The organism is Corynebacterium epidermidicanis (assembly GCF_001021025.1).
Classification (GTDB): Bacteria; Actinomycetota; Actinomycetes; order Mycobacteriales; family Mycobacteriaceae; genus Corynebacterium; species Corynebacterium epidermidicanis.
The window spans coordinates 1,588,090-1,612,214 of record NZ_CP011541.1 but is presented as its reverse complement, the minus strand read 5'-3'; the positions used below and the strand labels follow the sequence as shown (position 1 = coordinate 1,612,214).

At 58.3% G+C, this 24,125-nt stretch carries 22 protein-coding genes; 15 read left to right on the top strand and 7 right to left on the bottom strand.

The window, feature by feature from the left end; translation table 11 throughout:
- Positions 1-348 precede the first annotated feature (348 nt).
- Complete coding sequence (locus CEPID_RS07505) at positions 349-762, bottom strand: DUF2631 domain-containing protein (RefSeq protein ID WP_047240446.1); 414 nt, start codon at positions 760-762, stop codon at positions 349-351.
- Positions 763-996: 234 nt separating this feature from the next.
- On the opposite strand from CEPID_RS07505, the gene dxr reads away from it, so the two are divergent.
- The 3 genes from dxr (at position 997) to ispG (ending at position 4,751) form a co-directional block, all read left to right on the top strand.
- Entirely contained in the window at positions 997-2,169 is a 1,173-nt protein-coding gene (dxr, locus tag CEPID_RS07500) for a 1-deoxy-D-xylulose-5-phosphate reductoisomerase (RefSeq protein ID WP_047240445.1), read from the top strand.
- 50 nt (positions 2,170-2,219) lie between these two features.
- A complete protein-coding gene (locus CEPID_RS07495; RefSeq protein ID WP_047240444.1) occupies positions 2,220-3,413 on the top strand; it encodes a M50 family metallopeptidase in 1,194 nt (397 codons plus the stop codon).
- Positions 3,414-3,614: 201 nt separating this feature from the next.
- Positions 3,615-4,751: a flavodoxin-dependent (E)-4-hydroxy-3-methylbut-2-enyl-diphosphate synthase gene (gene ispG / locus CEPID_RS07490; protein WP_047241421.1), complete on the top strand. Its 1,137-nt coding sequence runs from the start codon at positions 3,615-3,617 to the stop codon at positions 4,749-4,751.
- Here ispG and CEPID_RS07485 read toward each other — a convergent pair.
- Both CEPID_RS07485 and CEPID_RS07480 read right to left on the bottom strand, forming a co-directional pair.
- A complete protein-coding gene (locus tag CEPID_RS07485) occupies positions 4,741-5,451 on the bottom strand; it encodes an ABC transporter ATP-binding protein (RefSeq protein ID WP_047240443.1) in 711 nt (236 codons plus the stop codon). The genes ispG and CEPID_RS07485 overlap by 11 nt on opposite strands.
- A 19-nt stretch (positions 5,452-5,470) precedes the next feature.
- Positions 5,471-6,442 carry an FtsX-like permease family protein gene (locus CEPID_RS07480; RefSeq protein ID WP_047240442.1) on the bottom strand — a complete coding sequence of 324 codons (972 nt, stop codon included), beginning with the start codon at positions 6,440-6,442 and terminating at the stop codon, positions 5,471-5,473.
- A 110-nt stretch (positions 6,443-6,552) separates the two neighbouring features.
- Between CEPID_RS07480 and CEPID_RS07475 the strand changes: the two genes are divergently transcribed.
- Genes CEPID_RS07475 through CEPID_RS07455 form a run of 5 tightly spaced genes read left to right on the top strand, consistent with a single transcriptional unit; the run spans position 6,553 to position 12,598 of the window.
- Positions 6,553-7,749 carry a sensor histidine kinase gene (locus CEPID_RS07475; RefSeq protein ID WP_052843437.1) on the top strand — a complete coding sequence of 399 codons (1,197 nt, stop codon included), beginning with the start codon at positions 6,553-6,555 and terminating at the stop codon, positions 7,747-7,749.
- Positions 7,746-8,396 carry a response regulator gene (locus tag CEPID_RS07470; protein WP_047240441.1) on the top strand — a complete coding sequence of 217 codons (651 nt, stop codon included), beginning with the start codon at positions 7,746-7,748 and terminating at the stop codon, positions 8,394-8,396. Before CEPID_RS07475 ends, CEPID_RS07470 begins: the two co-directional genes overlap by 4 nt.
- Positions 8,397-8,428: 32 nt before the next feature.
- On the top strand, positions 8,429-10,267 hold the full coding sequence (locus CEPID_RS07465) for a penicillin-binding transpeptidase domain-containing protein (protein ID WP_047241419.1): 1,839 nt from the start codon (positions 8,429-8,431) through the stop codon (positions 10,265-10,267).
- 17 nt (positions 10,268-10,284) lie between these two features.
- Positions 10,285-11,154 carry a type I methionyl aminopeptidase gene (map, locus tag CEPID_RS07460; RefSeq protein WP_047240440.1) on the top strand — a complete coding sequence of 290 codons (870 nt, stop codon included), beginning with the start codon at positions 10,285-10,287 and terminating at the stop codon, positions 11,152-11,154.
- A gap of 10 nt (positions 11,155-11,164) precedes the next feature.
- A complete protein-coding gene (locus CEPID_RS07455; RefSeq protein ID WP_047240439.1) occupies positions 11,165-12,598 on the top strand; it encodes a cobyric acid synthase in 1,434 nt (477 codons plus the stop codon).
- Here CEPID_RS07455 and CEPID_RS07450 read toward each other — a convergent pair.
- Genes CEPID_RS07450 through CEPID_RS07440 form a run of 3 tightly spaced genes read right to left on the bottom strand, consistent with a single transcriptional unit; the run spans position 12,540 to position 15,857 of the window.
- Positions 12,540-13,310 carry a hypothetical protein gene (locus tag CEPID_RS07450; RefSeq protein WP_144413478.1) on the bottom strand — a complete coding sequence of 257 codons (771 nt, stop codon included), beginning with the start codon at positions 13,308-13,310 and terminating at the stop codon, positions 12,540-12,542. The two genes, CEPID_RS07455 and CEPID_RS07450, sit on opposite strands and share 59 nt — an antisense overlap.
- 7 nt (positions 13,311-13,317) lie before the next feature.
- On the bottom strand, positions 13,318-14,697 hold the full coding sequence (gene mtr / locus CEPID_RS07445) for a mycothione reductase (protein WP_047240437.1): 1,380 nt from the start codon (positions 14,695-14,697) through the stop codon (positions 13,318-13,320).
- 20 nt (positions 14,698-14,717) lie between these two features.
- Complete coding sequence (locus CEPID_RS07440; protein ID WP_047240436.1) at positions 14,718-15,857, bottom strand: alpha/beta hydrolase; 1,140 nt, start codon at positions 15,855-15,857, stop codon at positions 14,718-14,720.
- 555 nt (positions 15,858-16,412) lie between these two features.
- Here CEPID_RS07440 and mqo point away from each other — a divergent pair.
- The 4 genes from mqo to CEPID_RS07420 all read left to right on the top strand — a co-directional run bounded on the left by mqo (position 16,413) and on the right by CEPID_RS07420 (position 20,639).
- Positions 16,413-17,843 carry a malate dehydrogenase (quinone) gene (gene mqo / locus CEPID_RS07435; protein WP_407921618.1) on the top strand — a complete coding sequence of 477 codons (1,431 nt, stop codon included), beginning with the start codon at positions 16,413-16,415 and terminating at the stop codon, positions 17,841-17,843.
- A 6-nt stretch (positions 17,844-17,849) separates the two neighbouring features.
- Positions 17,850-18,914, top strand: a complete 1,065-nt coding sequence (locus CEPID_RS07430; RefSeq protein ID WP_047240434.1) for an ATP-binding protein — start codon at positions 17,850-17,852, stop codon at positions 18,912-18,914.
- 79 nt (positions 18,915-18,993) lie between these two features.
- Positions 18,994-19,677 (top strand): vWA domain-containing protein, encoded by a 684-nt coding sequence (locus CEPID_RS07425; RefSeq protein ID WP_201775198.1) that lies wholly within the window; start codon positions 18,994-18,996, stop codon positions 19,675-19,677.
- A gap of 92 nt (positions 19,678-19,769) precedes the next feature.
- On the top strand, positions 19,770-20,639 hold the full coding sequence (locus CEPID_RS07420) for a VOC family protein (protein ID WP_047240432.1): 870 nt from the start codon (positions 19,770-19,772) through the stop codon (positions 20,637-20,639).
- On the opposite strand, the gene CEPID_RS07415 is transcribed toward CEPID_RS07420, so the two are convergent.
- Positions 20,636-21,232, bottom strand: coding sequence for a DUF1707 SHOCT-like domain-containing protein (locus CEPID_RS07415; RefSeq protein WP_047240431.1), 597 nt, complete (start codon positions 21,230-21,232; stop codon positions 20,636-20,638). The two genes, CEPID_RS07420 and CEPID_RS07415, sit on opposite strands and share 4 nt — an antisense overlap.
- Positions 21,233-21,317: 85 nt before the next feature.
- On the opposite strand from CEPID_RS07415, the gene cobO reads away from it, so the two are divergent.
- The 3 genes from cobO (at position 21,318) to cobA (ending at position 24,071) form a co-directional block, all read left to right on the top strand.
- The gene (gene cobO / locus CEPID_RS07410) at positions 21,318-21,923 is read left to right on the top strand and encodes a cob(I)yrinic acid a,c-diamide adenosyltransferase (RefSeq protein ID WP_047240430.1); all 606 of its coding nucleotides are present in this window, start codon (positions 21,318-21,320) and stop codon (positions 21,921-21,923) included.
- Complete coding sequence (locus CEPID_RS07405; protein ID WP_047240429.1) at positions 21,917-23,254, top strand: cobyrinate a,c-diamide synthase; 1,338 nt, start codon at positions 21,917-21,919, stop codon at positions 23,252-23,254. Before cobO ends, CEPID_RS07405 begins: the two co-directional genes overlap by 7 nt.
- Before the next feature lie 76 nt (positions 23,255-23,330).
- Positions 23,331-24,071 carry a uroporphyrinogen-III C-methyltransferase gene (gene cobA / locus CEPID_RS07400; protein WP_083984513.1) on the top strand — a complete coding sequence of 247 codons (741 nt, stop codon included), beginning with the start codon at positions 23,331-23,333 and terminating at the stop codon, positions 24,069-24,071.
- The last annotated feature ends 54 nt before the right edge of the window (positions 24,072-24,125 follow it).

Sequence of the window (24,125 nt, the reverse complement as noted above, 5' to 3'; positions counted from 1 at the left end):
CAGCACGGGTTAAGTAAAGATAAGTGTGTCTCGTGGGCGTGTCGCCGGCGGTGCGGGTTTGCTGCATAAGTGCTATGTCGTCGCTTCGGCGTAGTCCGACTACGTAGAGCAGCGTTTTTTCATGAATAAAATCCCGCAGCGGTAGTCCGACTACACCGAAGTGACGACATCGAGCGGGTTTCGGCTCCCAGCGAACAATAAAAACCGATTTTAGGACCACAACACTGCGGAAAACGCACAGCAGAGACACACTTTTCCTTACTTAAACCCTCAGCACTCAGCAGCGCTTGACACAAAAAGACCACCCGCTCAATGCAGCGGGTGGTCTTGCGTAAAAAAGGGGGGAGGCTAGTTCAGCTCGCCCTTGACCGAAGCTGGGTCAACATTTAGCGCACGCAGCTGGGAATCGCTGAGGTTTGCGTGGGTTCCCTGCAGGGTGTGCTGGTTGTAGTTCCAGTGTGGCTCTACGTGGCCTTCTGGCTTGTTGTGAGCGGTCACGGTGCGTACCTGGGAAAGCTTTGGCTGGAAGAGCTGGAGCAGCAGGCCGATCGCGATCAGCGCTGCCAGAGTGAGCAACCAAATGGTTTCAACGTGGCCGTGGTGGTTACCGAAGTTGAAGCCGAGGAGGAACAGAACGGAGATCCAACCGGCGATCTGGATAGGACCGCGTCCGATGTCGTGCCAACCCCAAGCTGCTGATGGCTCATCAAGTGTGGAGACACCGTTGTGAACTTCAGGCACGATCTTGTGAGAACCAGCCACGTTTATAGCTCCTTAAAGTGTGGTCGCAAACGCTGTTCGCAGGATTGTCTCGTCTGTGAGACGAATTGCTCACTGCGCCCAGATGTTGTCATTATCTTCGCACATTCTATTACGTGGAGAGTCAAAACACGACATTGACCAGAAAGAACTCGTCGTTAAGCCGGAGCAGTTAACCCCGTTTGAGGTAGCTCCGGCTGGTGTCACGTGCGGGGGTGGCGGGGAAAAGGTGCGACAATGGTCGTCGTGACTCAACGAATTCTCATTTTGGGCTCGACTGGTTCTATCGGTACGCAGGCGTTGGAGGTGATCGCTGCGCAACCAGCGCGATTTAAGCTCGTTGGTATTGCAGCGGCCGGTAGTGATCCGGCGCTCGTCGTGAAGCAGGCGCAGCAGTTTGGTCTGAGTGCGGAGCAGGTAGCGGTCGCAAATCCGGTTGCTGCCGAGCAGGTCGGTCAGGCATTGGGTGGCACCGTGCTCACCGGTGCGGACGCTGCGGAGCGCCTCGTGGAAATGCAGCCTGCGGACACGGTGCTCAATGCCCTGGTGGGGTCTATGGGGCTTGGCGCGACCTTGGCTTCGCTGGAGTCCGGCGCGACTTTGGCGCTGGCAAACAAGGAGTCCCTGGTCGCCGGTGGTGAAATCGTGCTGAGAGCTGCCAAGCCAGGGCAATTAGTACCGGTCGATTCGGAGCACTCGGCGATGGCGCAGTGCTTGATGTCCGGTCGACGTGGAGAGGTGGCTAGGTTCGTGCTGACCGCCTCTGGTGGGCCGTTCCGTGGGTGGACGCGCGAGCAGATGCTGGAGGTGACCCCAGAACAGGCCGCCAACCATCCGACCTGGTCGATGGGGCAGATGAATACCTTGAATTCGGCGACCCTTGTGAACAAGGGGCTCGAGCTCATTGAAGCCAGCCTGCTTTTCGACGTCGATCCGCAGCTCATCGATGTGAGCGTGCACCCACAGTCGATCGTGCACTCCATGATTACGTTCCACGACGGTGCAACAATCGCGCAAGCATCGCCGCCTTCGATGAAGCTGCCCATCTCCTTGGCGTTGGATTGGCCGAATCGGGTACCAGAAGCCCAGCCAGCGCTCGATTTCCGCCAGCAGATGAGCTGGACCTTTGAGCCGGTGGATAATGTGGCTTTCCCAGCGGTGGAGTTGGCGCGGGAGGCCGTCGCTAAGCGGGGCACGTTCCCTGCTGTCTTCAATGCCGCAAACGAGGAAGCTGCTGCGGCCTTCTTAGCGGGGCGGATTAGGTTCCCTGAAATCGTGGATACGGTGGCAGAAACATTGGAGCTCGCGCACAGTTTCGCGGGAGTTCCACGCGATGTTCAGGACGTATACGAGACGGAGCGAGTTGCGCGTGCTCGGGCCAACGAGTTTGTTGATAAGATCGCCCGCTAGCAATTGAAACCGGCAATGGCTGGTTGCCAACTAAAAGAGGGAAGAAGCCTGTGAGCTATCTATTGGGTGTAGTGCTGTTCGCCGTGGGCATTGCGCTGACCATCGGACTGCACGAACTCGGCCACATGCAGGTAGCTCGCTGGTGTGGCATGCGAGTGCGCCGTTTCTTCATCGGATTCGGACCCACCGTTTTTCAAGTCACCAAAGGACACACGGTATACGGACTAAAGGCCGTGCCCCTCGGCGGGTTTTGCGACATCGCCGGGATGACTGCCTTGGATGAGGTGACTCCCGAGGAACGTCCTTACGCGATGGTCGACCGGCCGTGGTGGCAGCGGATCGCGGTGCTGCTCGGCGGGGTGACGATGAACATTCTGGTCACCCTCATCGTTTTGTATGGCGTTGCGGTGAGCTCAGGACTGCCCAACCTCCACGCCGATTACACCCCAGAAATCGGCCAAACTGGCTGCGTCAAGGTTGATCCGAACCAACAATGCTCCGGGGACGGTCCAGCAGCGGCAGCCGGAATCAAGCCTGGAGACCGGATTTTGGCCGTAGATGGGCAGCCGGTGGCATCGTTTATGCAGCTGCGCGAGGAACTTGCCAAGCGCCCCGGACAAACCGTGACCTTGCAGGTGGAGCGGGGCAGTGAGCGCTCGGATGTGCGTGTCGACGTCACTTCCGTTACGCGCACCACCGCCGAAGGCAAAGAAGTCACCGTCGGCATGATCGGGGTCGGTGCTGCACCGATTAAGGATGCGATCAAGAAGTACGATCCGGTGTCCGCGATTCCGGCAACTGGCGAATTCTTCGGCAACATGGTCCAAGCTACCTGGCAAGGACTGGCATCTTTCCCCGCTAAAATTCCGGGGGTAGTCGCTTCGATTTTCGGACATACCCGCGATGAGGAAAGCCCAATGAGCGTCGTCGGTGCCTCGCGGATCGGTGGTGAAATGGCCGAGCGCAGCCAGTGGGCCATGTTCATGATGATGCTGGCAAGCCTGAACCTATTTCTAGCCCTGTTCAACCTGATTCCGCTGCCGCCCCTAGACGGCGGCCACATCGCAGTCGTTGTGTGGGAAAAGATTCGCGACTTCTTCCGCAAGCGTCGCGGATTGCCGCCGGCTGGTCCTGCCGATTACGAAAAGCTCATGCCGCTGACCTATGCGATGTCTGCATTGCTGTTAAGCGTAGGCGTGTTGGTAATTATCGCGGACGTGGTTAACCCGATCCGATTGTTCTAATCGGTCAGGTCAAGCTCTGTCAGTTGCGTACCTGGATCCGCCGACTTCGGCGGGCCATGCAGGGTAATCCCTGCACCGCGGAGTGTTATAGGGCAACGGTCAGCGAAACCGGCGGTGGTAGGGTAAATAAAGCAAAGAATCCTGTCTTGATTGTGCTTTGTAAAGGAGCAACCTACTGTGACAACCTCAATCGGCCTTGGCATGCCAGAAGCTCCCGTTCCAACTCTGGCGCCGCGTCGTAAGACACGCCAGTTGATGGTGGGCAAGGTCGGGGTGGGCTCGGATCACCCGATCTCAGTTCAGTCGATGACGACGACCAAAACCCACGACATCAACGCCACGTTGCAGCAGATTGCCCAGCTGACCGCGTCAGGCTGCGACATCATTCGTGTGGCCTGCCCGAAGACGGTAGATGCCGAAGCACTGCCAATTATCGCGAAGAAGTCTCCGATCCCGGTGATCGCCGACATCCATTTCCAGCCTAAGTACATTTTCGCAGCTATCGACGCCGGTTGCGCTGCAGTGCGCGTCAACCCGGGAAACATCAAGGAATTCGATGGCCGTGTGAAGGAAGTAGCCAAAGCTGCTGGAGATGCTGGAATTCCGATCCGCATTGGCGTTAACGCCGGCTCCTTGGATAAGCGCATCATGGATAAGTACGGCAAGGCCACGCCGGAGGCCTTGGTTGAGTCCGCGCTGTGGGAGGCCGGTCTGTTTGAAGAGCACGGTTTCGGTGATATTGCCATCTCGGTGAAGCACAACGACCCAGTCATCATGGTGGAGGCATACCGTCAGCTGGCAGCGCAATCGGACTACCCGCTGCACCTTGGCGTGACCGAGGCGGGCCCGGCATTCCAAGGCACGATTAAGTCCGCGGTGGCTTTCGGCGCTCTGCTGGCGGAAGGAATCGGCGACACCATCCGCGTGTCCCTTTCGGCAGACCCGGTGGAGGAAATCAAGGTCGGCGATCAGATCCTGCAGTCGCTGAACCTTCGTCCGCGCAAGCTGGAAATTGTCTCTTGCCCTTCGTGCGGACGCGCTCAGGTGGATGTCTACAAGCTGGCGGAAGAAGTCACCGCTGGCCTGGAAGGCATGGATGTGCCACTGCGCGTGGCCGTCATGGGCTGCGTCGTGAACGGCCCAGGCGAAGCACGAGATGCTGACCTGGGTGTGGCGTCCGGCAATGGCAAGGGCCAGATCTTCGTCAAGGGTGAAGTCATCAAGACGGTGCCGGAATCCCAGATCGTGGAAACCCTCATCGAGGAAGCAATGAAGATCGCCGAGACGATGGAAGACACCACCGTCACCGGCGCGCCTACGGTCTCGATTACGAAGTAACGAGCACGCCGTCTACCAACTCAATGGTGTCCGGTAGCTCGGCTAGTTGATTGGCGTCGTGACTGACATATAAGGTCGCGGCGCCAAATTCTTGTGCCATATCGACGATCAGACGGGTCACAGTTGCCGCTGTCGCTTGGTCGAGGGCAGCCGTCGGTTCGTCGACAAGCAGCAGCTCGGGGGAGTTCATGAGCGCGCGCGCAATGTTGACTCGGGCTTGCTGACCGCCGGAGAGCTCTGAGATGCGACGATTGTCCATGCCGGAGAGCTCGACGGCCTCGAGGAGAGAAGCCGCGCGCTGCTCGGCGGCGATTTTTTGTTGGCGGGGCAGCGGTAGCACCCGGCCCAGGCGCGGCATGAGGAGCAGTTGTTCGCGCACGCTGAGCGACGGCAATAGGTTGGGCTGCTGGAAGACAATTCCGATGTGGTTGCGTCGAATGCGGGCAGCTTCGGGACCTTTGGCAGAGGCAAGGTCGAGTTCGCCGCTTGCTGTCTGCAGGGTGATGGTGCCCGAGGTGGGGGGTTGGAGGCATCCGATTGCGGACAACAGGGTGGATTTTCCGGAGCCGGAGGGGCCGGATACTCCAAGGACACTGCCTGGCGCTACGTGGAGAGAGACGTTGTCTAGAAGATTGCGTTGCTCCGTGCCGTCTTGGATTGTGATGGAGAGATTGTTAACGCTAAGGCCTTGCTGGGACATGGGGAACCTTTCGGAGTGTTTAGGCAACGCTGAGCGCGGAGCGTGGATCGATGGTGAGTACTGGTCGCAAGGAAAATGCTGCGCCAACTAGACCGAAGGCGATAATCAGAAGTCCAGGGAAGATGGTGGTACTCGGCGAGATGATGATCGGCATTGCGTCGCCGAGAACTTGACTGAATCCCACGGTGACAGCCACACCAACGGTCACTCCGAGTAGGAGAAGGAAGATGGCTTGGGTGAGGGCATCGGCCACGATCACCTTCCGGGCGCCGCCGAGGGCGGCTGTGATGGCCACACCGCGGAGGCGTTGCATCGTCCACACCGCGAAGAAGGCACCCACAACCAGAGCCGAAATGACGAACAACAGGTAAGTCATTGTCGAAAGCGACATGTTTTCACCGGTGTAGGAAGCGGAGACTTTGTAGATGTCCTTGCCCGTCAACACCTGGGTGTCCTTGGCTGTGAAGTTGGTTTCCGACGGGAGCAGCACGGCGGAAGGACCACCGGTTACTGGGCTGATATCTGCTGGGTTGGCTTCGACGATGGGTTGATGGTCAAGCCATACGTCGCCCATGGTGGCGGTCACGTTGAGCTGGGCGGATCCTAAAGTTACCGTGTTTTCACCGGCGAGTTTGTCGCTGACCAGGGCAGAACCGCGTGGCACCTCAGGGTTGGACACGACCATCGCCGGAGTGGAGCCCACTTTGGTGCGGGCGGTGTAGAGCGCATCGCCCCCCAAATCGCGTACTTGCTGTTCGGTGAGCGTGGATGCAGCCAAGTTGGTGGTGCCATTGTCCGAGAGAACCAGTTGAGTATGGCTCAAACCACCGGTGCGCTCGGCTAACCGGTCGAGCTCAGAAATTGATTGGTGAGCCAGGCCACCGGTCAGGGCAGTCAGAAAGCTCACCAGCACGGCGATCATCGCTACCGTGCCCGTAATCAACAATGTGCGGCCAAGTGCGGTACGAAGTTCTTTGAATGCTTGAAACATAATTCAAGTGTCGTTGACTTCATGCGCCGCAACATCGGCCACCAGTTGAGTCTTTGATTCATACTTTTGTCTAGGGTGGTCCTCCTGCTTTGGGCATAAGCTTGAGAGCTGTGACTGAACTTTTGCCGTGGGAAGACCCCAAGCGCGAAACGCCTCGCGCGCCGAATCCGCAGGTCATTGCTAATATGTGGCAGTGGCTCCACCTGGTGTTGGGCGTGCTTGTCTTCGCGTTGTGGGTATTGGCGATCGTCGAAAAGCACACGCTGATAGCACTTGCCGCTGGGATTGCATTCTGCGCAGTGTTTGCGATTGGTGAATGGGCCTTGGCTGGCACAAGGGGACGGCGGTGGGCGTTGATTTGGCTAGGTTTTCTCGCCACCAGTTTCCTGATCTTCGTGCTGGCAAACCCAGCTGCGGCCTACCTGGCCTTCCCATTGTTCTTCGTCGTATTACATGTCTGCGGCGGCTGGCGAGCGGGAGCTTGGATCGCTTGCTTTATTGCTATCGCAGTCATGGGGCAGGCCTGGCATGGTGGCTTGCAACTGGGCGCGGTCATCGGACCGGTGATAGCTGGCGTGGTGGTATGGCTGCTGGGTTCGGGTTTCCAATTGCTCATCGAAGAAACTCGCGCCCGAGAACAAGCGATGGCAGACCTCATTGCAGCCCGGGCGGAAGCCACCCGCCTGGCGCGTCAAGCCGGAGAAGCTAGCGAGAGGTCAAGGCTGGCCGCTGACATTCATGACACCGTCGCCCAAGGCCTATCCTCGATCCAGCTCTTATTGCACTCTGCGGAGCAACGCACCCAGGACCCTGACCTTAAGGCCACACTGCATCTAGCGAGACAAACCGCCAAGGACAATCTGCAAGAAACCCGACGGATCATCGCCGCTCTTCAACCCGCACCGCTCACCGGCGCCAGCTTGCCTGTGGCGCTCGCACGGGTAGCGTCAACCACCCCAATGGGGTCAGCGGTGGACTTTCATATCGATGGGACCCCGCGACCTCTCGACGATGCCACCGAAGCCTCCATCGTGCGCCTAGCGCAATCAATGCTGTCCAACGTCGTCAGGCATGCGCACGCTACCCAAGCAGCTGTGACGCTCACCTACGGAGACAATGAGGTTGCTCTTGATGTCGTCGATAATGGCGTAGGGTTCGACCCAGCTACTATCGGAAACAGCTTTGGGCTACATGCCGCGTCGCAACGCGTTGCTGAACTTGGCGGAAAGCTCATCATCGAGTCGACGACCGAAGGCACCACCGGCACCGGAATCCGCATCGAACTACCCACGAAAGAGCAGCAATGATTCGCCTCCTCCTCGCCGACGACCATCCCGTTATTCGCGCGGGACTCACCGCTGTGCTCGAAGCGGAGCCGGACTTCGAGGTAGTTGCAGAAGCTGCCACGGCCGACGACGCCGTTGCCCTCGTGAAGAAACACGCAATTTTAGGCACCCCCATTGACCTGGTTCTGATGGACCTTCGCTTCAATGAAACCCCCGGCGCAAACACCCAAGCCGAAGGTGTCCGCGCGACCGCCGAGATCCGCGCCCTGAAACCGGCGCCCGAAGTACTCGTCATCACCAACTATTCCTCCGATGCCGAAGTCATCGGCGCCGTAAGCGCCGGAGCCGTGGGTTACCTCCTCAAAGACTCCGACCCCGACGTGCTTATCGACGGCGTGCGGGCCGCCTCCCGCGGAGAATCAGTATTATCCAACCAGGTCGCCACACGGCTCATGGGACGCATGCGGCAACCGGAAACCAACCTCACCGCCCGGGAACACGAAGTGCTCACTCTCGTCGCGGAAGGCATGTCCAACCGTGAGATCGCCCGGAAGTTGGTGCTCACCGAAGCCACCGTAAAAAGTCACCTCGGCCACGTTTTTAGCAAACTCGGGGTAGCCTCCCGCACGGCAGCGGTAGTTGAGGCACGCAAGCGAGCAATCCTCTAAAACCAGCAGCTTGGTTGCTAGTGTTGGCAATCATGAGACGCATCACTGGTTTTCTAGCCACCGTCGGATTCGTGGCTGCGACCGTCACCGCTTGCACCCCGAAACCTGATGTAGCCGACCCAGTGATTCGTGAATTTCTGCAGGCTTTGGAACAAGGGGACGTCGAAAAGGCAGCGCAGCTCACCGACAACCCGGACGCGACACGCACGGCCGTGCAGGAAAGCATCGACGGCATGCAAGCCGAGGGCCTGCGCGCTGAGCTATTAAGGGTCGATAATCAAGACACGTTGGCAACGGCAACCTACCGGCTCGATTGGCGGCTACCCCGAGAGCGAAACTTTGATTACGAAGCACAAGTCGCTGCAACGAAAATTAAAGATCAATGGAAAGTCCGGTACGCGCCCGCGATGGTCCACCCGCAACTGGGTGCCCATCAGCATCTAGAACTCCGAGCGATTCCTGCCCAAAAATCAAGAGTGATCAGTGCAGACGGTGCGGACGTGCTCGCGCCGGGCAGTGTGTACCGCATTCTCATTAACCCAGCTGAGGCTGGCAACACGAGTGGAGTTGCGGCACGGGTGGCGATGGCGCTTGGCCAGGCACATGAGCGAGATGCAGCTGTTCCCGTGATCGATCAGCAAGCGTTGGCGAAAGAACTCGCCGGTCGCACTGGGAATTATTCCGTCACAGTGGTCTCCGGCCCGAACGGAAAGATCGTTGCTGACGAACTCCGGGGTGTTCCGGGGGTGATTGTCAACGAAGAAGCTGCCATGGTGCGCACCGATCCCACCTTTGCGCCGGAGATCATGTCGCGGGTGGAAAAGATTGTGCGCGACGACCTTGATGGTGCGAATGGCTGGCAAATAGCCAAGGTCAACAACAACGGTGCAGAAATGGCCTCCCTGTACCGTAAGGAGCCCGAACTACGCCCTGCAGTGCAGGTCAGTCTCGATCACCAGATGCAAAACGCCGCTCAGCAAGCGGTAGACCTCAGGAAAGAAATGAAGGCCATGATGGTGGCTATCCGACCGTCCACAGGCGAAATCCTAGCCGTGGCGCAGACCAAGCGTGCCGATGAAGACGGTGATCCTGCCTTGATGGGACAGTACCCGCCGGGATCGACGTTCAAGATGATCACAGCCGCAGCTGGGTTAGCGCATCAAGGGCTCAACACGGGATCCACGGTGCCGTGCCCAGGAACGATGGAAGTTGGACCCCGTATCGTCACCAACTACAACTCCTTTTCACGCGGCAACACCTCACTTGACGATGCCTTCGCGCAATCGTGCAACACCACCTTCGCGGATATTTCCGCACGGTTAGCCCCAGGACAACTCCAGGACATGGCCAAAAGCTTCGGCTTAGGTGTTGACTATGCCATCCCAGGACTCGACACGATGACCGGCCAAGTGCCGCATGGTGACGAGTTCATGGAACGCGTCGACGAAGGCTATGGACAGGGACGGGACCTTGCCAGCCCTTTCGGGCTTGCGCTCGTAGCTGCCACCGCAGCAGCGGGGAAAACACCCACTCCCGTGTTGGTCTCCGGGCACCCTGGGACTGCTGACCAGCACGTCTCCCCGCCACCTGCCGAAGTCGTTAATCAATTGCGCACCATGATGCGTTCAGTGGTCACCAGTGGTACCGCTAGGGGAATGCGCCAGAAAGGGGGTGCGGTGTCCGGTAAGACCGGTGAAGCTGAATTTTCGGGTGGTTCCCACGCGTGGTTTGCGGGCTTCCGGGAAGATGACATCGCTTTCGCGACCTTGATCGTCGGTGGCGGCGGCTCGGAATCCGCCGTGGCGATTACGGATTACTTCTTTGTGCAGCTTGATGCCGCGCGCCACCCCGAAGCAAGCGAGGCTGGCTAGGGCGCTAGCATGTTGTTATGAGTTCACGCGCAAAGCTAACCCCAGGCACTCCAACTCCTATCCGAACCGTCCCAGCACACATCGCCCGCCCAGAGTATGCATGGAAAGAAGACGTACAAGAGGGCATGGGGGAGCCGCTAGTGCAAACCCCGGAAGTCATTGAAGCGATGCGCGAGGCATCGCAGATTGCGGCGAACGCCCTAGTTGTCGCCGGACGGGCGGTTCAGCCAGGTGTGACCACTGACGAGATCGACCGCATTGCGCACGAGTACATGTGTGATCACGGCGCCTACCCATCGACGTTGGGCTACCGTGGCTTTGCTAAGTCTTGCTGTGTTTCTTTGAACGAGATCGTGTGCCACGGCATTCCGGATACCACCGTGATCGAAGATGGCGATATCGTCAACATCGACGTCACGGCCTTTAAGAACGGTGTCCACGGGGATACCAACGCCACTTTCCTCGCTGGCAATGTTTCCGAAGAACACCGCCTCCTGGTCGAGCGGACGAAGGAAGCGACCATGCGTGGCATCAAGGCTGCAAAGCCTGGTCGCGAGATCAATGTGATCGGCCGGGTCATCGAGTCCTACGCCAAGCGTTTTGGGTACAACGTGGTCCGCGACTTTACCGGCCATGGCGTGGGGCCTACATTCCATAATGGGCTGATAGTCCTGCATTATGATTCCGACGTCTACCGGGACATACTGGAGCCCGGCATGACGCTAACGATCGAGCCGATGATCAACCTTGGCTCTTTGGATTATGACATCTGGGACGATGGCTGGACCGTGCAGAACCGCGACGGCAAGTTCACCGCCCAGTTCGAGCACACCATCGTCATCACCGACGACGGCAACGAAATCCTCACCATCCCAACCGAACAATAACTGACCCGCCATGAATGCAGTCCTCCTTGCCGGGACGACGTCCGATGCCGGAAAGTCGATCATTGTCGCTGGTCTTTGTCGCGCCCTAGCGCGTAGGGGCTGGTCGGTGGCGCCTTTCAAGGCGCAAAATATGTCGAACAATTCGGCGGTGTGTGCCGATGGTGGCGAAATCGGCCGGGCGCAAGCGCTGCAGGCAGTAGCTTGCGGATTAGAGCCCCGGGTAGAGTTCAATCCCATCCTGCTCAAACCGGGTTCGGACCGTAGCTCCCAGTTGGTCGTCAACGGCCAGGTCACCGGCACGGTGTCAGCAAAAAACTACGTGGCGCATCGCCAGCACCTGCGCCAGGTAGCGGCTGAGTCTTTGGCTCGTCTGCGCGCCGACTATGACATTGTCGTATGTGAGGGGGCGGGTTCACCAGCGGAAATTAATTTACGCGAAACCGATGTGGCCAATTTTGGACTGGCCGAGGCAGCCGACTTGCCGGTTTATGTGGTCGGAGACATCGACCGTGGCGGTGTGCTGGCGCATCTCTTTGGCACTCACCAGATTGTCTCCGATGCGGACCGGGCTCGCATCAAGGGCTTTATCATTAACAAGTTCCGAGGTGATCAGAGCATTTTGGGTCCAGGACTCACGGAATTGGAACGACTTACTGGAGTCCCGACGGTAGCCGTGCTGCCCTTCATTGAGGGGCTTTGGGTGGACGCGGAGGATTCGCTGCAGTCGTCGATAGGCTCGGCGGTGGGCCCGGCCACGGCAGCTCTAGGTACCCAACGCCTTCGGGTGGCTGCGGTGCGGCTGCCGCGAATTTCGAATGCAACAGATGTCGAGGCGCTGGCCTGCGAACCGGGAGTAAGCGTGACCTGGACAGTAGACCCGGATTTCGTAGCTGAAGCCGATCTCGTGGTGCTGCCAGGGTCCAAGGCGACCGTCCACGACTTGAATTGGCTGCGCCGTACAGGGCTTGCCGACGCCATCAAGCAGCGCACCGCCCCGACCCTCGGGATCTGTGGTGGCTTTCAGATGCTGTGCTCGCACATCAATGATCCAGTCGAGTCTGGGGAAACGGTGGCGGGGCTCGGCCTATTTGATGCCGATGTGGAATTTGCCCCGACCAAGACGTTGCTCCGCCACGACAACGGCGCCTATGAAATCCATCATGGCGTGATTACTCGCAGTGCCGAGGTGCCGTGGATCGGTGAGGAAGGCGCAGCTCGTGGTGTGTTCCGGGGCACGCACCGGCACGGTCAACTGGAAGATAATGCGTTCCGACGCAGCTTCCTTGACTGGGCGGCTGGCACCGTTGGCAAGACCGGATTCATTACTTCACCGGATACGGATTTTCACCAAGTACGGCTTGGGCAGCTCGATGTGATCGCTGATGTTATTGAGGCTCATTGGGATCTTTCACAGTTGCTGGGGCAGCTGAGGGTGCAAAAGTAAAACCGGCGAGGATGCCACTTGCCGCAGCGATGGCATAGCCGTAGGCGAGGATGTGCGGGGAGGCGAAGTCTCGCCACCAATCGGTGGGTGTGAAGGCCACAAACGTGCCGTAGACCATGATGGATCCGATAGATGTGAGGGCAATCAGCGCGCAGACCACGCTGATGGAAAGTGGCTGCGTGGCGGTGCGTCGGCACACAACTGCAGCGACGATAGCTGTACACAGGGCTACGAGGCCCGCCGCGATACGAGTGGGCAGATCGTTGGTCTGTACGCTGAGCCAACCCACGGCACTCGGCCCGAGGATGAGCGTACTGGTCGCAGCGGTCCAGCGCGCGGGCAACTGCATGATTCCACCGATGAGACAGCTGATCAACGCCAATCCGACGGCGTAACGCGAACCCGTCAGGACGATCTTGAAGCCTCGATCGAGTGCCACGGCGTACGCCGTGGCATGTGCTAGTCCGGTGATGAGGCACATTGTTCCGCCGACTGCCGAAAGTATCGGAGCAGACCGAATCCGCCAATTGCCTTGGCCTGTCCTGTTACCCATGAGGGCCAGGAGAGTAATCCCGCTGGCCGCTGCAATCATTAGTGCCGCCAGAGTCGCAGTGTATGAAGTAGCTCGCACAAACCGAGAACCGAGCAGTACCAGCAGTAACGTGGTGGACACCGCCAAGCTGGCGGTGGCGGAGGTAATTCGTGAAAGCAAGACTTTACTAGGAAAAATCTAGGCCTAGGAGTGCATTTTCGATCACCTCAGGCAGCGCCGGGTGAATCCAGTACTGCTTGGTAGCTACCTCGCGGCAGTCCAGATCAAAAGCCATCACCGTGATGAGCTGCTGGATCAGGGTGGCAGCCTCTGGCCCGATCAAGTGGGCGCCCAGCAGCTTGCCGGTTTGGCGGTCGGCGATGAGCTTAACGAAGTGGTCTTTGTCTTCCATTGCCCAGCCGTAGGCGACATCACCGTAGTTTTGGATCTTGATCGTGAGGTCATAGCCGGCCTCGCGGGCCTGCTGTTCTGTGAGACCCACTGCTGCAATCTGGGGGTGGGTGAACACCGCTGCCGGAACATGGTCATGAGGCATCTTTTGCAGGTCGTTCGGGTGCAAAAGGTTGTGTCGCACCGCGCGCATCTCGGCGTTGGCCACGTGCTTGAGCAGGTATGGAGAGGAAACATCGCCCAAAGCCCACACGCCGTCAACGTTGGTACGCCCGAATTCGTCGACCTTGATTGATTCGCCATCCATTTCGATTCCCGCTCGGTCCAGCTGGAGCAGATCACCGTTCGGGGTTCGTCCGGTGGCAACCAGAAGGATCTCGGCAGAATACTCCTCGCCGGCTGTGGTTGTTACGGTGATCTCGCGGCCATCCTGGCTGAGCTTTTCGACGTCCGCGTCGAGCACCAGATTCCAATTGCGGGCGGCGATCTCGGTGAAGCGTGCTGCGATGTCATTGTCTTGGCCTCGCAGGAGACGCTGGCTGCGGTTGAGTTGGGTGACCTCAACGCCTAACCCAGAGAAAACGTGGGCAAACTCGCTCGCGATGTAGCCACCGCCCACAATGATCATCGAAGCCGGAAGTTCTGGCATTCGCATGATGTCGTTATTGGTGTAGTAGCGCACGCCGGAATCGGCGATGACCTGCGGGATCATCGGACGCGAACCGGCGGCGATGACGATTTGATCACCAGTGATTTCGCACTCAACGCCACCTTTACCTGTTTTAATGGTTTTGGGTCCGGTAAACACCGCGTGATGGTCGTAGACGTCGATGTTTGGGGTCTCGGGGCCACGTCGATAAGCCTCGCCGCCTTGGGCGATGAGGTCAATGCGCTGGGCAAAGACTCGATCGACGATGGACGGCCAATCAATGCCGGTGCGCTGCGCAGCAATGCCATAGGTGTGGGCATGGTCGATCGCGCGTGCGATGTCGGCGGCGTAAACGTACATCTTCGTGGGGATGCAGCCGACATTCAAGCAGGTGCCGCCGAATGTGCCTTCTTCGATGATGGCGATGGACTTATCATCAAATTCAGGACCCGGAATGGAGTTTCCTGAGCCGGTTCCAATGATGATGAGATCGTAATGCTTGGTCACGGCCGTGCGTCTCCTTCGCCTTAAAGTTGGTTAAAAGCCACTATCCTATAGAGATTACCGAACTTAGGTTTAGGGGTTGTGCCGGACGGCAGTTTGGCAGTGTCGCGGAGCCAGTCGATGCACGTGTGCAACGCTTGAGCGCGAGGCCGCTGCTGGGAGAGAAAGACATCGTGCGTGGCATCCTTGATGGGGATATAGGTGACGTCGCTACCAAGCAGGCTGGCGTAGTTGATGATTCTGTCAACATTGAGAACCAAGTCGGTGGTGTGGGTGTCATCGCCGAAGACTCGGGCGCTGCTGGACCGTAGCGAGCACATCACGAGGACGGGAACACCACAGTTGACCGCGCCACTCTGGACGCGATCGATGAGTTTGATAGCTTCATTGACCCATCCCCAATACTTTGTGTGCCCTCCGCGGGGCTTGTAAGTAAGGTCGAAGTCCCATTCGCCGTGATAGTCCTTGTGTAAGGACTCGACATATGTGGCGAGCTTCTTTTGATACAGTCGCATCTCAGGAGACCAGGTTGCCAGAATCGGGGCCACCACTCGAGCTATACGTACGCACCAATCGGGGTAGGTGAGTTCGATCCACGGGTTGTTGAAACTGGAGCCAGAGATTGCGGGACGGATGTGTTGGTCATCGGTGCGTCGCAGGTGATCAAGCCAGTGAGCCAGCACCTGGCCACTGAAAGAATAACCCATCGCGATGAGTTGGGGATGACCTTGCGCCAAGATGAATTCCGAGACGATTTTTAGGTCTTTGAAGTATAAGACAGCATCGGAGACGTAATGCCGCAGCTGGCCTTTGCGGTGGGATCTGCCACATTTTCTGAGGTCCACTACATACACGGCAAAGCCTTGCTGGTGGAGGTACTCGGCGACATGGCGGTGGAAGAAGTAATCCCTGGTTCCGGGTACATACATGATTGCCGGGCGACTATGAAACTCAGATTTCCCGGCGTGTTGTTCTTTTAATTGTTGTAGGGTACTCGGATTCCCACTATTGAAGTTGAGTGCGGAGGAAGGGAAGTAGCGCACGACGGTAGCCACGATAGGTGGCTCCACGTCAGGGTCTGGTCCAAGCTCGAAGGTGCGACGCTGAAATCCGTCGCCGAGGACATCCTCATCCCAGTCCTCGGAAAATGGAAGGTCTTCCATGCCTTTCCTTCCGATGTGGCTAGGTGTTAGAAAGTCTTAAGAAAGCGTCATTGTTTGAAGCGGGGCTTTAAGAGTTCGTGGAAAAGTCCCCGGCGATTTTCACTAAACTTAATTCATTGCAAGGTTTACCGAATAATTTCTTAAGTTGCTTTAGTAAAATTGTGTAGCAACAAACAGGCGTGCTGACATTCAGATGCAGAAGCGGGTCGCGACATGGCTAAGATCACCGCAGCAAGGACGTCGTGTGCTGCGACGATCGCAACCGGGGCGGGTGGTGGAAAGCCCAGGTAGTCAGCACGTGCAGAGTGCATTTTCGGCAGAAACTTTAGCGCAATTGTGGGGGGAGTATTGGCCATGTCACAAAAGTTGGGCGTAAGGTGGATGGGCAACGGACATTACCTGTCCACAGTCAGAAATGAGCCAGAGTGTTAGTGCATCCGGCTAAGAGCAGAGACATAAAATACGAAAGAAGTTGAGTTAGCTGTGTCCGACGCAAAGGTAAAAGCACAATCCGTGACTGAGGAAGCCGATGTAGTACTCGTCGGCGCCGGCATCATGAGCGCAACCCTTGGTGCGATGCTTCGGCAATTGGAGCCACAGTGGTCGCAAGTAGTTTTTGAGCGTCTCGACGTTCCCGCCGCCGAATCGTCTTCCCCGTGGAACAATGCGGGCACCGGGCACTCCGCTCTGTGCGAGTTGAACTACACGCCACTGCGCGACGGCCAGGTCGATATTTCCAAGGCCATCAGCATCAATGAAAAGTTCCAGGTATCTCGTCAATTCTGGGCACACCAGGTAGAGCACGGCGTTCTGACGAATCCGGAAGAGTTCATTCAGCCAGTGCCTCACGTATCATTCGGCCGTGGCGATGAGCAGGTCAACTACATCCAGATGCGCTACGAAAAGCTCTCGAAGCACCCGCTTTTCCCGGGGATGCAGTTCTCCGATGATGAAGCCAAGTTTGCAGAATTCCTGCCACTCATGGCCAAGGGCCGTGACTTCGATGCAGAGAAGGTAGCAATCTCTTGGTTCGAATCTGGCACCGACATTAACTATGGCGCTCAGGCCCGCCAGTTCCTTAACGCTGCCGAAAAGGGTGGCACTGAGGTCAAGTACGGCCACGAAGTTAAGGACATCAAAAAGGATGGCGCTAAGTGGAAGGTGGTAGTCAAGAACGTTCACACTGGTGACCTGCAGACCTACCGTGCCAAGTTCGTCTTCGTTGGCGCAGGTGGCATGGCCTTGCCACTGCTGCAAAAGTCCGGCATCGCTGAGGTGAAGGGCTTCGGCGGTTTCCCGGTCTCCGGCGCTTGGCTGCGCTGCACCAATGATGAACTCATCGGGCAGCACGCGGCAAAGGTCTATGGCCAAGCATCTGTGGGCACCCCACCGATGTCCGTGCCTCACCTGGACACTCGTGTTATTGATGGCAAGAAGGGCCTGCTGTTCGGCCCTTATGCCGGTTGGACCCCTAAGTTCCTCAAGCAGGGTTCGATGCTGGACCTGTTCAAGTCCATCCGCGTAGGTAACATTCCTTCTTACCTCGGCGTCGCTGCCCAGGAAATGGGCTTGACCAAGTACCTGGTCACTGAGGTGCTCAAGGATGAAGGCGCACGCCTCGAAGCGCTGCGTTCCTACATGCCTACCGCGAAGGCCGAAGACTGGGAGCTGGTCATCGCTGGCCAGCGCGTCCAGGTGATCAAGCCGACCGCAGCTCCACGCTTCGGTTCCTTGGAGTTCGGCACCGCACTGATTAACAACCCAGAGGGCACCATCGCTGGTCTGCTTGGCGCATCCCCTGGCGCTTCGATTGCTCCGGCCGCCATGATTGAGGTGCTTGAGCGCTGCTTCGGCCACCGAATGATCGAGTGGGGACCAAAGCTGAAGGAAATGGTCCCTTCGTACGGACAAAAGCTCGCCGTTAACCCTGGCCTGTTTGACGAAGTCTGGAACCACACCCAAAAGACCCTCAAGCTGGAGAAGTAAGAACCCTTGACAGCCCCCGCTCCTAGTTTTCCGTTCGCGGCCATTGTCGGCCATGAGCAGTTGCAGTTGGCGCTCATCCTCAACGCCATCAACCCTAGGATCGGGGGTGTTGTTATTCGTGGGGAAAAGGGCACGGCCAAGACCACCACGGTGCGGGCATTTGCGCAGCTTATCGACGGCGCACCGTTGGTTAATTTACCAATTGGCGCCACGGAAGACCGAGTCGTGGGCTCGCTGGACGTGGAGACGGTGCTGACCACCGGACGGGCAGAGTTCCGCCCTGGGCTGCTTTCCCAAGCTGATGGTGGCGTGCTGTATGTCGATGAAGTCAACCTCTTGGCGGACCACCTCATTGATGCGCTGTTAGATGCTGCTGCCACCGGTTCGGTCACGGTAGAACGCGATGGTATCTCCCACTCGTCACCTGCGTCGTTCGTGCTGGTAGGAACGATGAATCCCGAAGAGGGAGAGCTTCGTCCACAGCTGCTGGATCGTTTCGGTCTGGCGGTGGAAGTAGTGGCGTCGCGCGATGTTGAGGTCCGTGCGGAAATCATGCGGCGTCGATTAGCTTTTGAGGCTGATCCCAGGGCCTTTGTTGAGGCGTGGGCTGAACAAACGGCGTCGGTAGCTCAGCAGATTCGCGACGCTCGTAGCCTGCTTGCCGAAGTCACACTCGATGACATCGCGCTGCAGCGCATTGCGCATTTATGTGCGGCGTTCGACGTTGATGGCATGCGAGCTGACCTGGTCATTGCCCGCGCCGCCACCGCACACGCAGCATGGCGCGGAGTTACTAAAGTTACTGATGAGGATATTCGCGCGGCTGCCGCGCTCGCGCTGCCACACCGTAAGCGACGCAATCCCTTCGATGACACAGGCCTGGACGAAGGCGAACTTGATGATGCGATGGAGAACGCTCGGGACGATATTCCTGATGACAACCCATCGCAGGACTCCGGTGACGCTGCCACTGAAGAAGCGGAATCCCCAGTGGCTCCGGAGCCTGGAGCTGGGAACGCAGGATCTGAGAAAGTAGGTAGCGCCGACAACGGCGCGCAGTTTCGCAGCTAGGAAGCTTCAGCTTCTCAAAACTGGTAACGATGGTGTGCCTGGGCGTCGTTCGGCTACCTTTGCTAGGCATGGCGCGAGCGTGCGTGGGATTCGTGATGGCCACGGGCTGCACCTCATGGGGTCGATTCTGGCGGCTGCAGACCGTGGCGCCCGTATCGAAAACAACATTCTTGCCTTTGAACCCAGCGACCTGCGAGGGCAGTTGCGTCGCGGTAAAGAAGCAAATCTCATCGTCTTTGTCGTCGACGCATCCGGATCCATGTCCGCGCGCGATCGGCTTTCTGCCGTGACCGGCGCCGTGCAATCCCTGCTTGTCGACGCCTACCAGCGCCGCGACAAAGTGACAGTCATCTCCGTTCGGGGCACGCAGCCGGAACTCATCTTGCCTCCGACTGGTTCGATCGACATCGCCATGAAACGGCTCGCTGATGTGCGCACCGGCGGTCGCACGCCATTGGGAGAGGGGTTGCTCATGGCCCAAGAACTGGTGGATCGCGAACTCCGGCGCGAGCCCGGTCGACGCCCGTTGCTCGTCGTACTTTCCGACGGCCGAGCGACCTCATCGAGCGGATTGGCCGGGGTACAACAGGCAGCGAACGCGATTGCGCTTCGAGGTGTGATGACTTCCGTGGTCATAGATTGCGAGTCCGGCCGGACGCGCTTGGGTCTAGCGGTCAGCTTAGCGCAGCAGCTTGGTGGCACCTGCTTGCAGTTGACCGAGCTCAACGCCGAGTCTGTGGTGAGCTCGATACAGGTGTTTTGATTAGTTACTTTCGTCAACTCCCCGTCGACAAGCTATGCAAATGAGCGAATAATATGTAGTTGTCGCGGTCTGGCTGGGGTAGTTTGTAAGGTGTGCAAAAAATAACCCCAAGCATTTGGTGCAATCAGAACGCTCGTGAAGTAGCTGACTTCTATGTATCAACTTTTCGCGACGCGCAGATTGTCGGGAACCAGACCTATCCTGAGTCAGGGCTTCCTGATTGGCAGCAGGACATGGCCGGGAAAGAGCTGATGATTGATCTCGAGATCGCAGGCCTGCGCATTTCACTTATTAACGCCGATGGTCATTATCACCCCAATGGCGCGGTGAACTTCATGGTGAATTTCGATCCAGCTGCTCACCCCGATGCAGTTGATTATCTGGACAGTGTGTGGGCGCGGCTTATCGACGGCGGTCAGATCCGCATGGAACTCGGTGAGTATCCATTTTCGCAAAGGTATGGCTGGGTTGAAGACCGCTTCGGCGTGAACTGGCAACTCATTGTCACTCGTCCGGAAAACGATCCGCGCCCGCACGTCATCCCGAGCTTCATGTTTTGCGGCAAAGCCCAAGACCGGTGCGCCGAAGCTGTGGACTACTGGTGTGATGTTATTGACAATTCACAGGTTGGCCGGCGGGTGGAATATCCGAACAAGCCAGGCAGCGTGATGTTTTCCGAGTTCCAATTAGGCGGCCAGTGGTTTACCGCTATGGACTCGGCAGTGCCCCAAGATTTCACTTTCGATGGAGGGGTTTCCTTCGTCATTTCGGCGCACGAGCAGGACGAAGTTGATTACCTTTGGGAAAAACTCGCGGACACGGAGCAACCGTGTGGCTGGTGCTTGGATCAATTCGGTGCGGTGTGGCAGATCATCCCCGATAACTTCGGTGAGCTGATGAGTCGCCCTGGCTCTTATGAAACGATGCTGACCATGACCAAGATCGAGATTGATAAGTTTTAGGCGCGGCGCACCGCGCGACGTTCGACGGTGACGGCTCCCAGCAATGCGAGTCCTTGCACTCGGATGGTAGGAGCTCCGGCCGGGGCGACTCCGGCATTCTTGGCGGTGAATTCTCCCAGCAGGGCGAAGCCTGGGGCAGTGAGGTGAACATCATCCGGCACGATTATTTTTACTTCGCCAAGCACTGCGCAGACGTTGATTGTTAGGTCGCGGTCCGCGAACCGTGCGGCGGTGAGGTCAAGCACGTTGTCGCCAAGGACTGCAATGGAGGTGTGGGACTTGGCGATCGTCCAGATGCCTTCGCGCTTGTGCTCGGAAAGAATGCCGATGCTCATTGATTCCCCATCAGCACCAGGGACTACTTGACTGATCGCTGAGTTCGAAGGGGCGTCCACTGGGACCACTGCCTGGTGCGGATTCACTACGAGATCGGCGAGTGGTGCCACGAGCTCGTCACGATAGACGGCGGCGGTGACCGCCTGGGATCGTTCATCGAACTCGACGAAGTTGAGCTGACCTCGAGACAATGCTTGGCTGACAATTTCGAGGGCTTGGGAGCGTTCAGTATCGGTAGCGCGAATCCGGTTTTCCATGCAGATGAGTCTAGCTGTGGGCAGCAGAAAACGCGGGGCAGCTAGTCTAGAAGCAATTGAGTTTGATTTCGAAAGGAAGCCGACCATGCCTCAAGGCCAGGTAGACCCCAAGAACATCCCCGATGATGGTTTGACCACGAAACAGCGCCGTCTTCTGCCGATCACCGCGGTGCATACCGGTCCGGGGAAGGGGAAGTCCACGGCGGCATTCGGGATGGCATTGCGCGCCTGGAATCAGGGGATGCGCGTCGGCGTGTTTCAGTTTGTGAAGTCGGCAAAGTGGAAGGTCGGGGAGGAGGCTGTGTTCAAGCGCTTGGGTGAGCTCGAGCCAGGATCCGTCGAATGGCACAAGATGGGCGAAGGCTGGTCGTGGGCCAAAAAGCAAGGATCGGAAGAAGATCACGCCCAGGACGCCCGCGATGGCTGGGAAGAAGTCAAGCGTCGACTGTTGGCCGAGGAACACGATTTCTACGTGCTTGATGAATTCACCTACCCAATCAAGTGGGGTTGGGTTGATGTCGAGGACGTGGTGGAGACTTTGGTCGAGCGCCCTGGAACACAACATGTCGTGATTACTGGTAGGGACGCCGATCCACGACTCATCGAAGTGGCGGACCTGGTCACCGAGATGACGAAAGTCAAGCATCCGATGGATGTCGGCCGCAAGGGGCAGAAGGGTATCGAGTGGTAACTCCGGGCATCCTCATCGCCGCTACCGGGTCGGGGACGGGGAAAACCACGATTGCCACGGGCCTAATGGCTGCATTTGCGCGCAGTCGTACGGTGGCACCATTCAAAGTGGGCCCGGATTACATTGATCCGAGTTATCACGCGCTGGCTACTGGAATGCCCGGCCGGAATTTGGATGCGGTGATGTGTCCGGGGCTCATTGGGCCGCTGTATGCCCATGGCTCTGCTGGTGCGGACATCGCCATCGTCGAAGGTGTCATGGGGCTTTTCGACGGCCGGATCGGTGGACAGCCCACCGGATCATCAGCGGATATCGCTGCCGAGCTTAGATTGCCGGTGTTGCTGATCGTAGATGTTCGGGGCATGAGCCAGTCTGTTGGTGCACTCGTCCGAGGGTTTGTCTTAGAGCGCCCTGACATTGCGATTCGTGGCGTGATCTTGAACCAGGTTGGGTCTGAGCGGCATAGCGCCGTATGCCGGGAAGCGGTCGAAGCGATTGGGGTGCCTGTTGTCGGCGCGATCCCTCGGGTGGAAAAAGTCTCGGTCCCATCGCGGCACCTCGGGTTGGTGACTGCGGAGGAGCATGGTGGCGCAGCCCGGGATGCTGTTGAACGGATGGCAGATCTGGTCACCGAATACTGTGACCTGTCGTTGATCGCGGAGCTTGCGAGCTGTGGGTATGACGGCCCGGCCTGGCAGCCTCTCGTGAGCCACGGGCCTCATGTGCGCGTCGCATTCGCTGGGGGCCCGGCGTTTACTTTCGCTTACGCTGAGCATCGCGAGCTTCTGGAGGCCTGTGGAGCCGAGGTAATTTACTTCGATCCGCTTGTCGACGACTTCCCGGAATGCGATGGCCTGATCATCCCGGGTGGGTTCCCAGAGGAACACGTCGAAAAGCTCAGCGGACGCGTCGACCTCCGGGACGCGGTACGCGCTCACGTGGCGGCCGGGAAGCCCGTGCACGCGGAATGTGCTGGTTTACTGTGGTTGGTCGAGACGCTGGATGCCCACCCGATGCTTGGTCTCATCCCGACTCATGCGGCGATGCGTCGGCGGTTGACGCTGGGGTATCGCGAGGCAGTCTCGCTTACAGATAGCGTGCTGTACCGCGCGGGGGAGCGGGTGATGGGGCACGAGTTCCATCACACGGCTTTGGCTTTAGAAGAAGTTTCCGGATGGGACGAGGCGTGGGCGTGGCGAGCTTGGGATGGCTCGGCCGTGACCGAAGGTTTCGTTGGAGGCTCGGTACATGCCTCTTACCTGCATGTTCACCCGGCCGCGGTTCCGGGTGCGGTAGCGAGATTTGTGGAAGCATGCGCCCGGGCGCATTGAGGTGTAGCTTGTGGCTGGTTTTATGCACTCAGCCCACGGCAATGACCTGCGGAGTAGGCGACTAAACTAAGTGACCATGACATTGGGCAAAGTTGTATTAGTAGGTGGCGGACCAGGCGCATGGGATCTCATAACTGTCCGTGGCATGCACGCGTTGCAGGCATCCGATGTCATTTTGGCCGATCACCTGGGCCCGACGGCAGAGCTTGAGAAGCTGTGCGACCTTTCGGCGAAGGAAGTCGTCGATTGCTCTAAGTTGCCCTATGGTAAGCAGGTGGCGCAAGAGCGGATCAACGAGATGTTGGTCGAGTATGCGCAGGCCGGGCGCATGGTGGTGCGTCTTAAGGGTGGGGATCCTTATGTGTTTGGACGTGGTTTCGAGGAGCTGCAAGCCTGCACTGCCGCTGGTATCCCTGTGGATGTTGTGCCGGGAGTAACCTCTGCTATTTCGGTGCCCGCCGTCTTCGGGGTTCCGGTCACCCAGCGGGGGATGGTGCACTCGTTTTCAGTCATCTCGGGGCACCTCCCACCCGAGCACCCAGGTTCGCTCAACGATTGGTCTGCGCTTGCCCACACGGGTGGCACCCTGGTAGTCATCATGGGAGTTAAGAACGGCCCCGCAATCGCCGCCGCGCTTATCGACGCCGGCCGCCCTGCCACCACGCCCGTCGCCGTGATCCAGGAAGGAACCACCGCAGCTCAAGCAGGTTTTCGAGCAACTTTGGGCACATTGGGGGATGAGCTGATTCGGCACGAGGTAAAGCCACCTGCTGTGATTGTTATCGGTGAAGTGGCGGGCCTGGATTCAACAAGCTAAGTTTTCAACTGTTATTCAACCGTTGAAAACTTCGCTGAAATTGGAGTGCCCCCA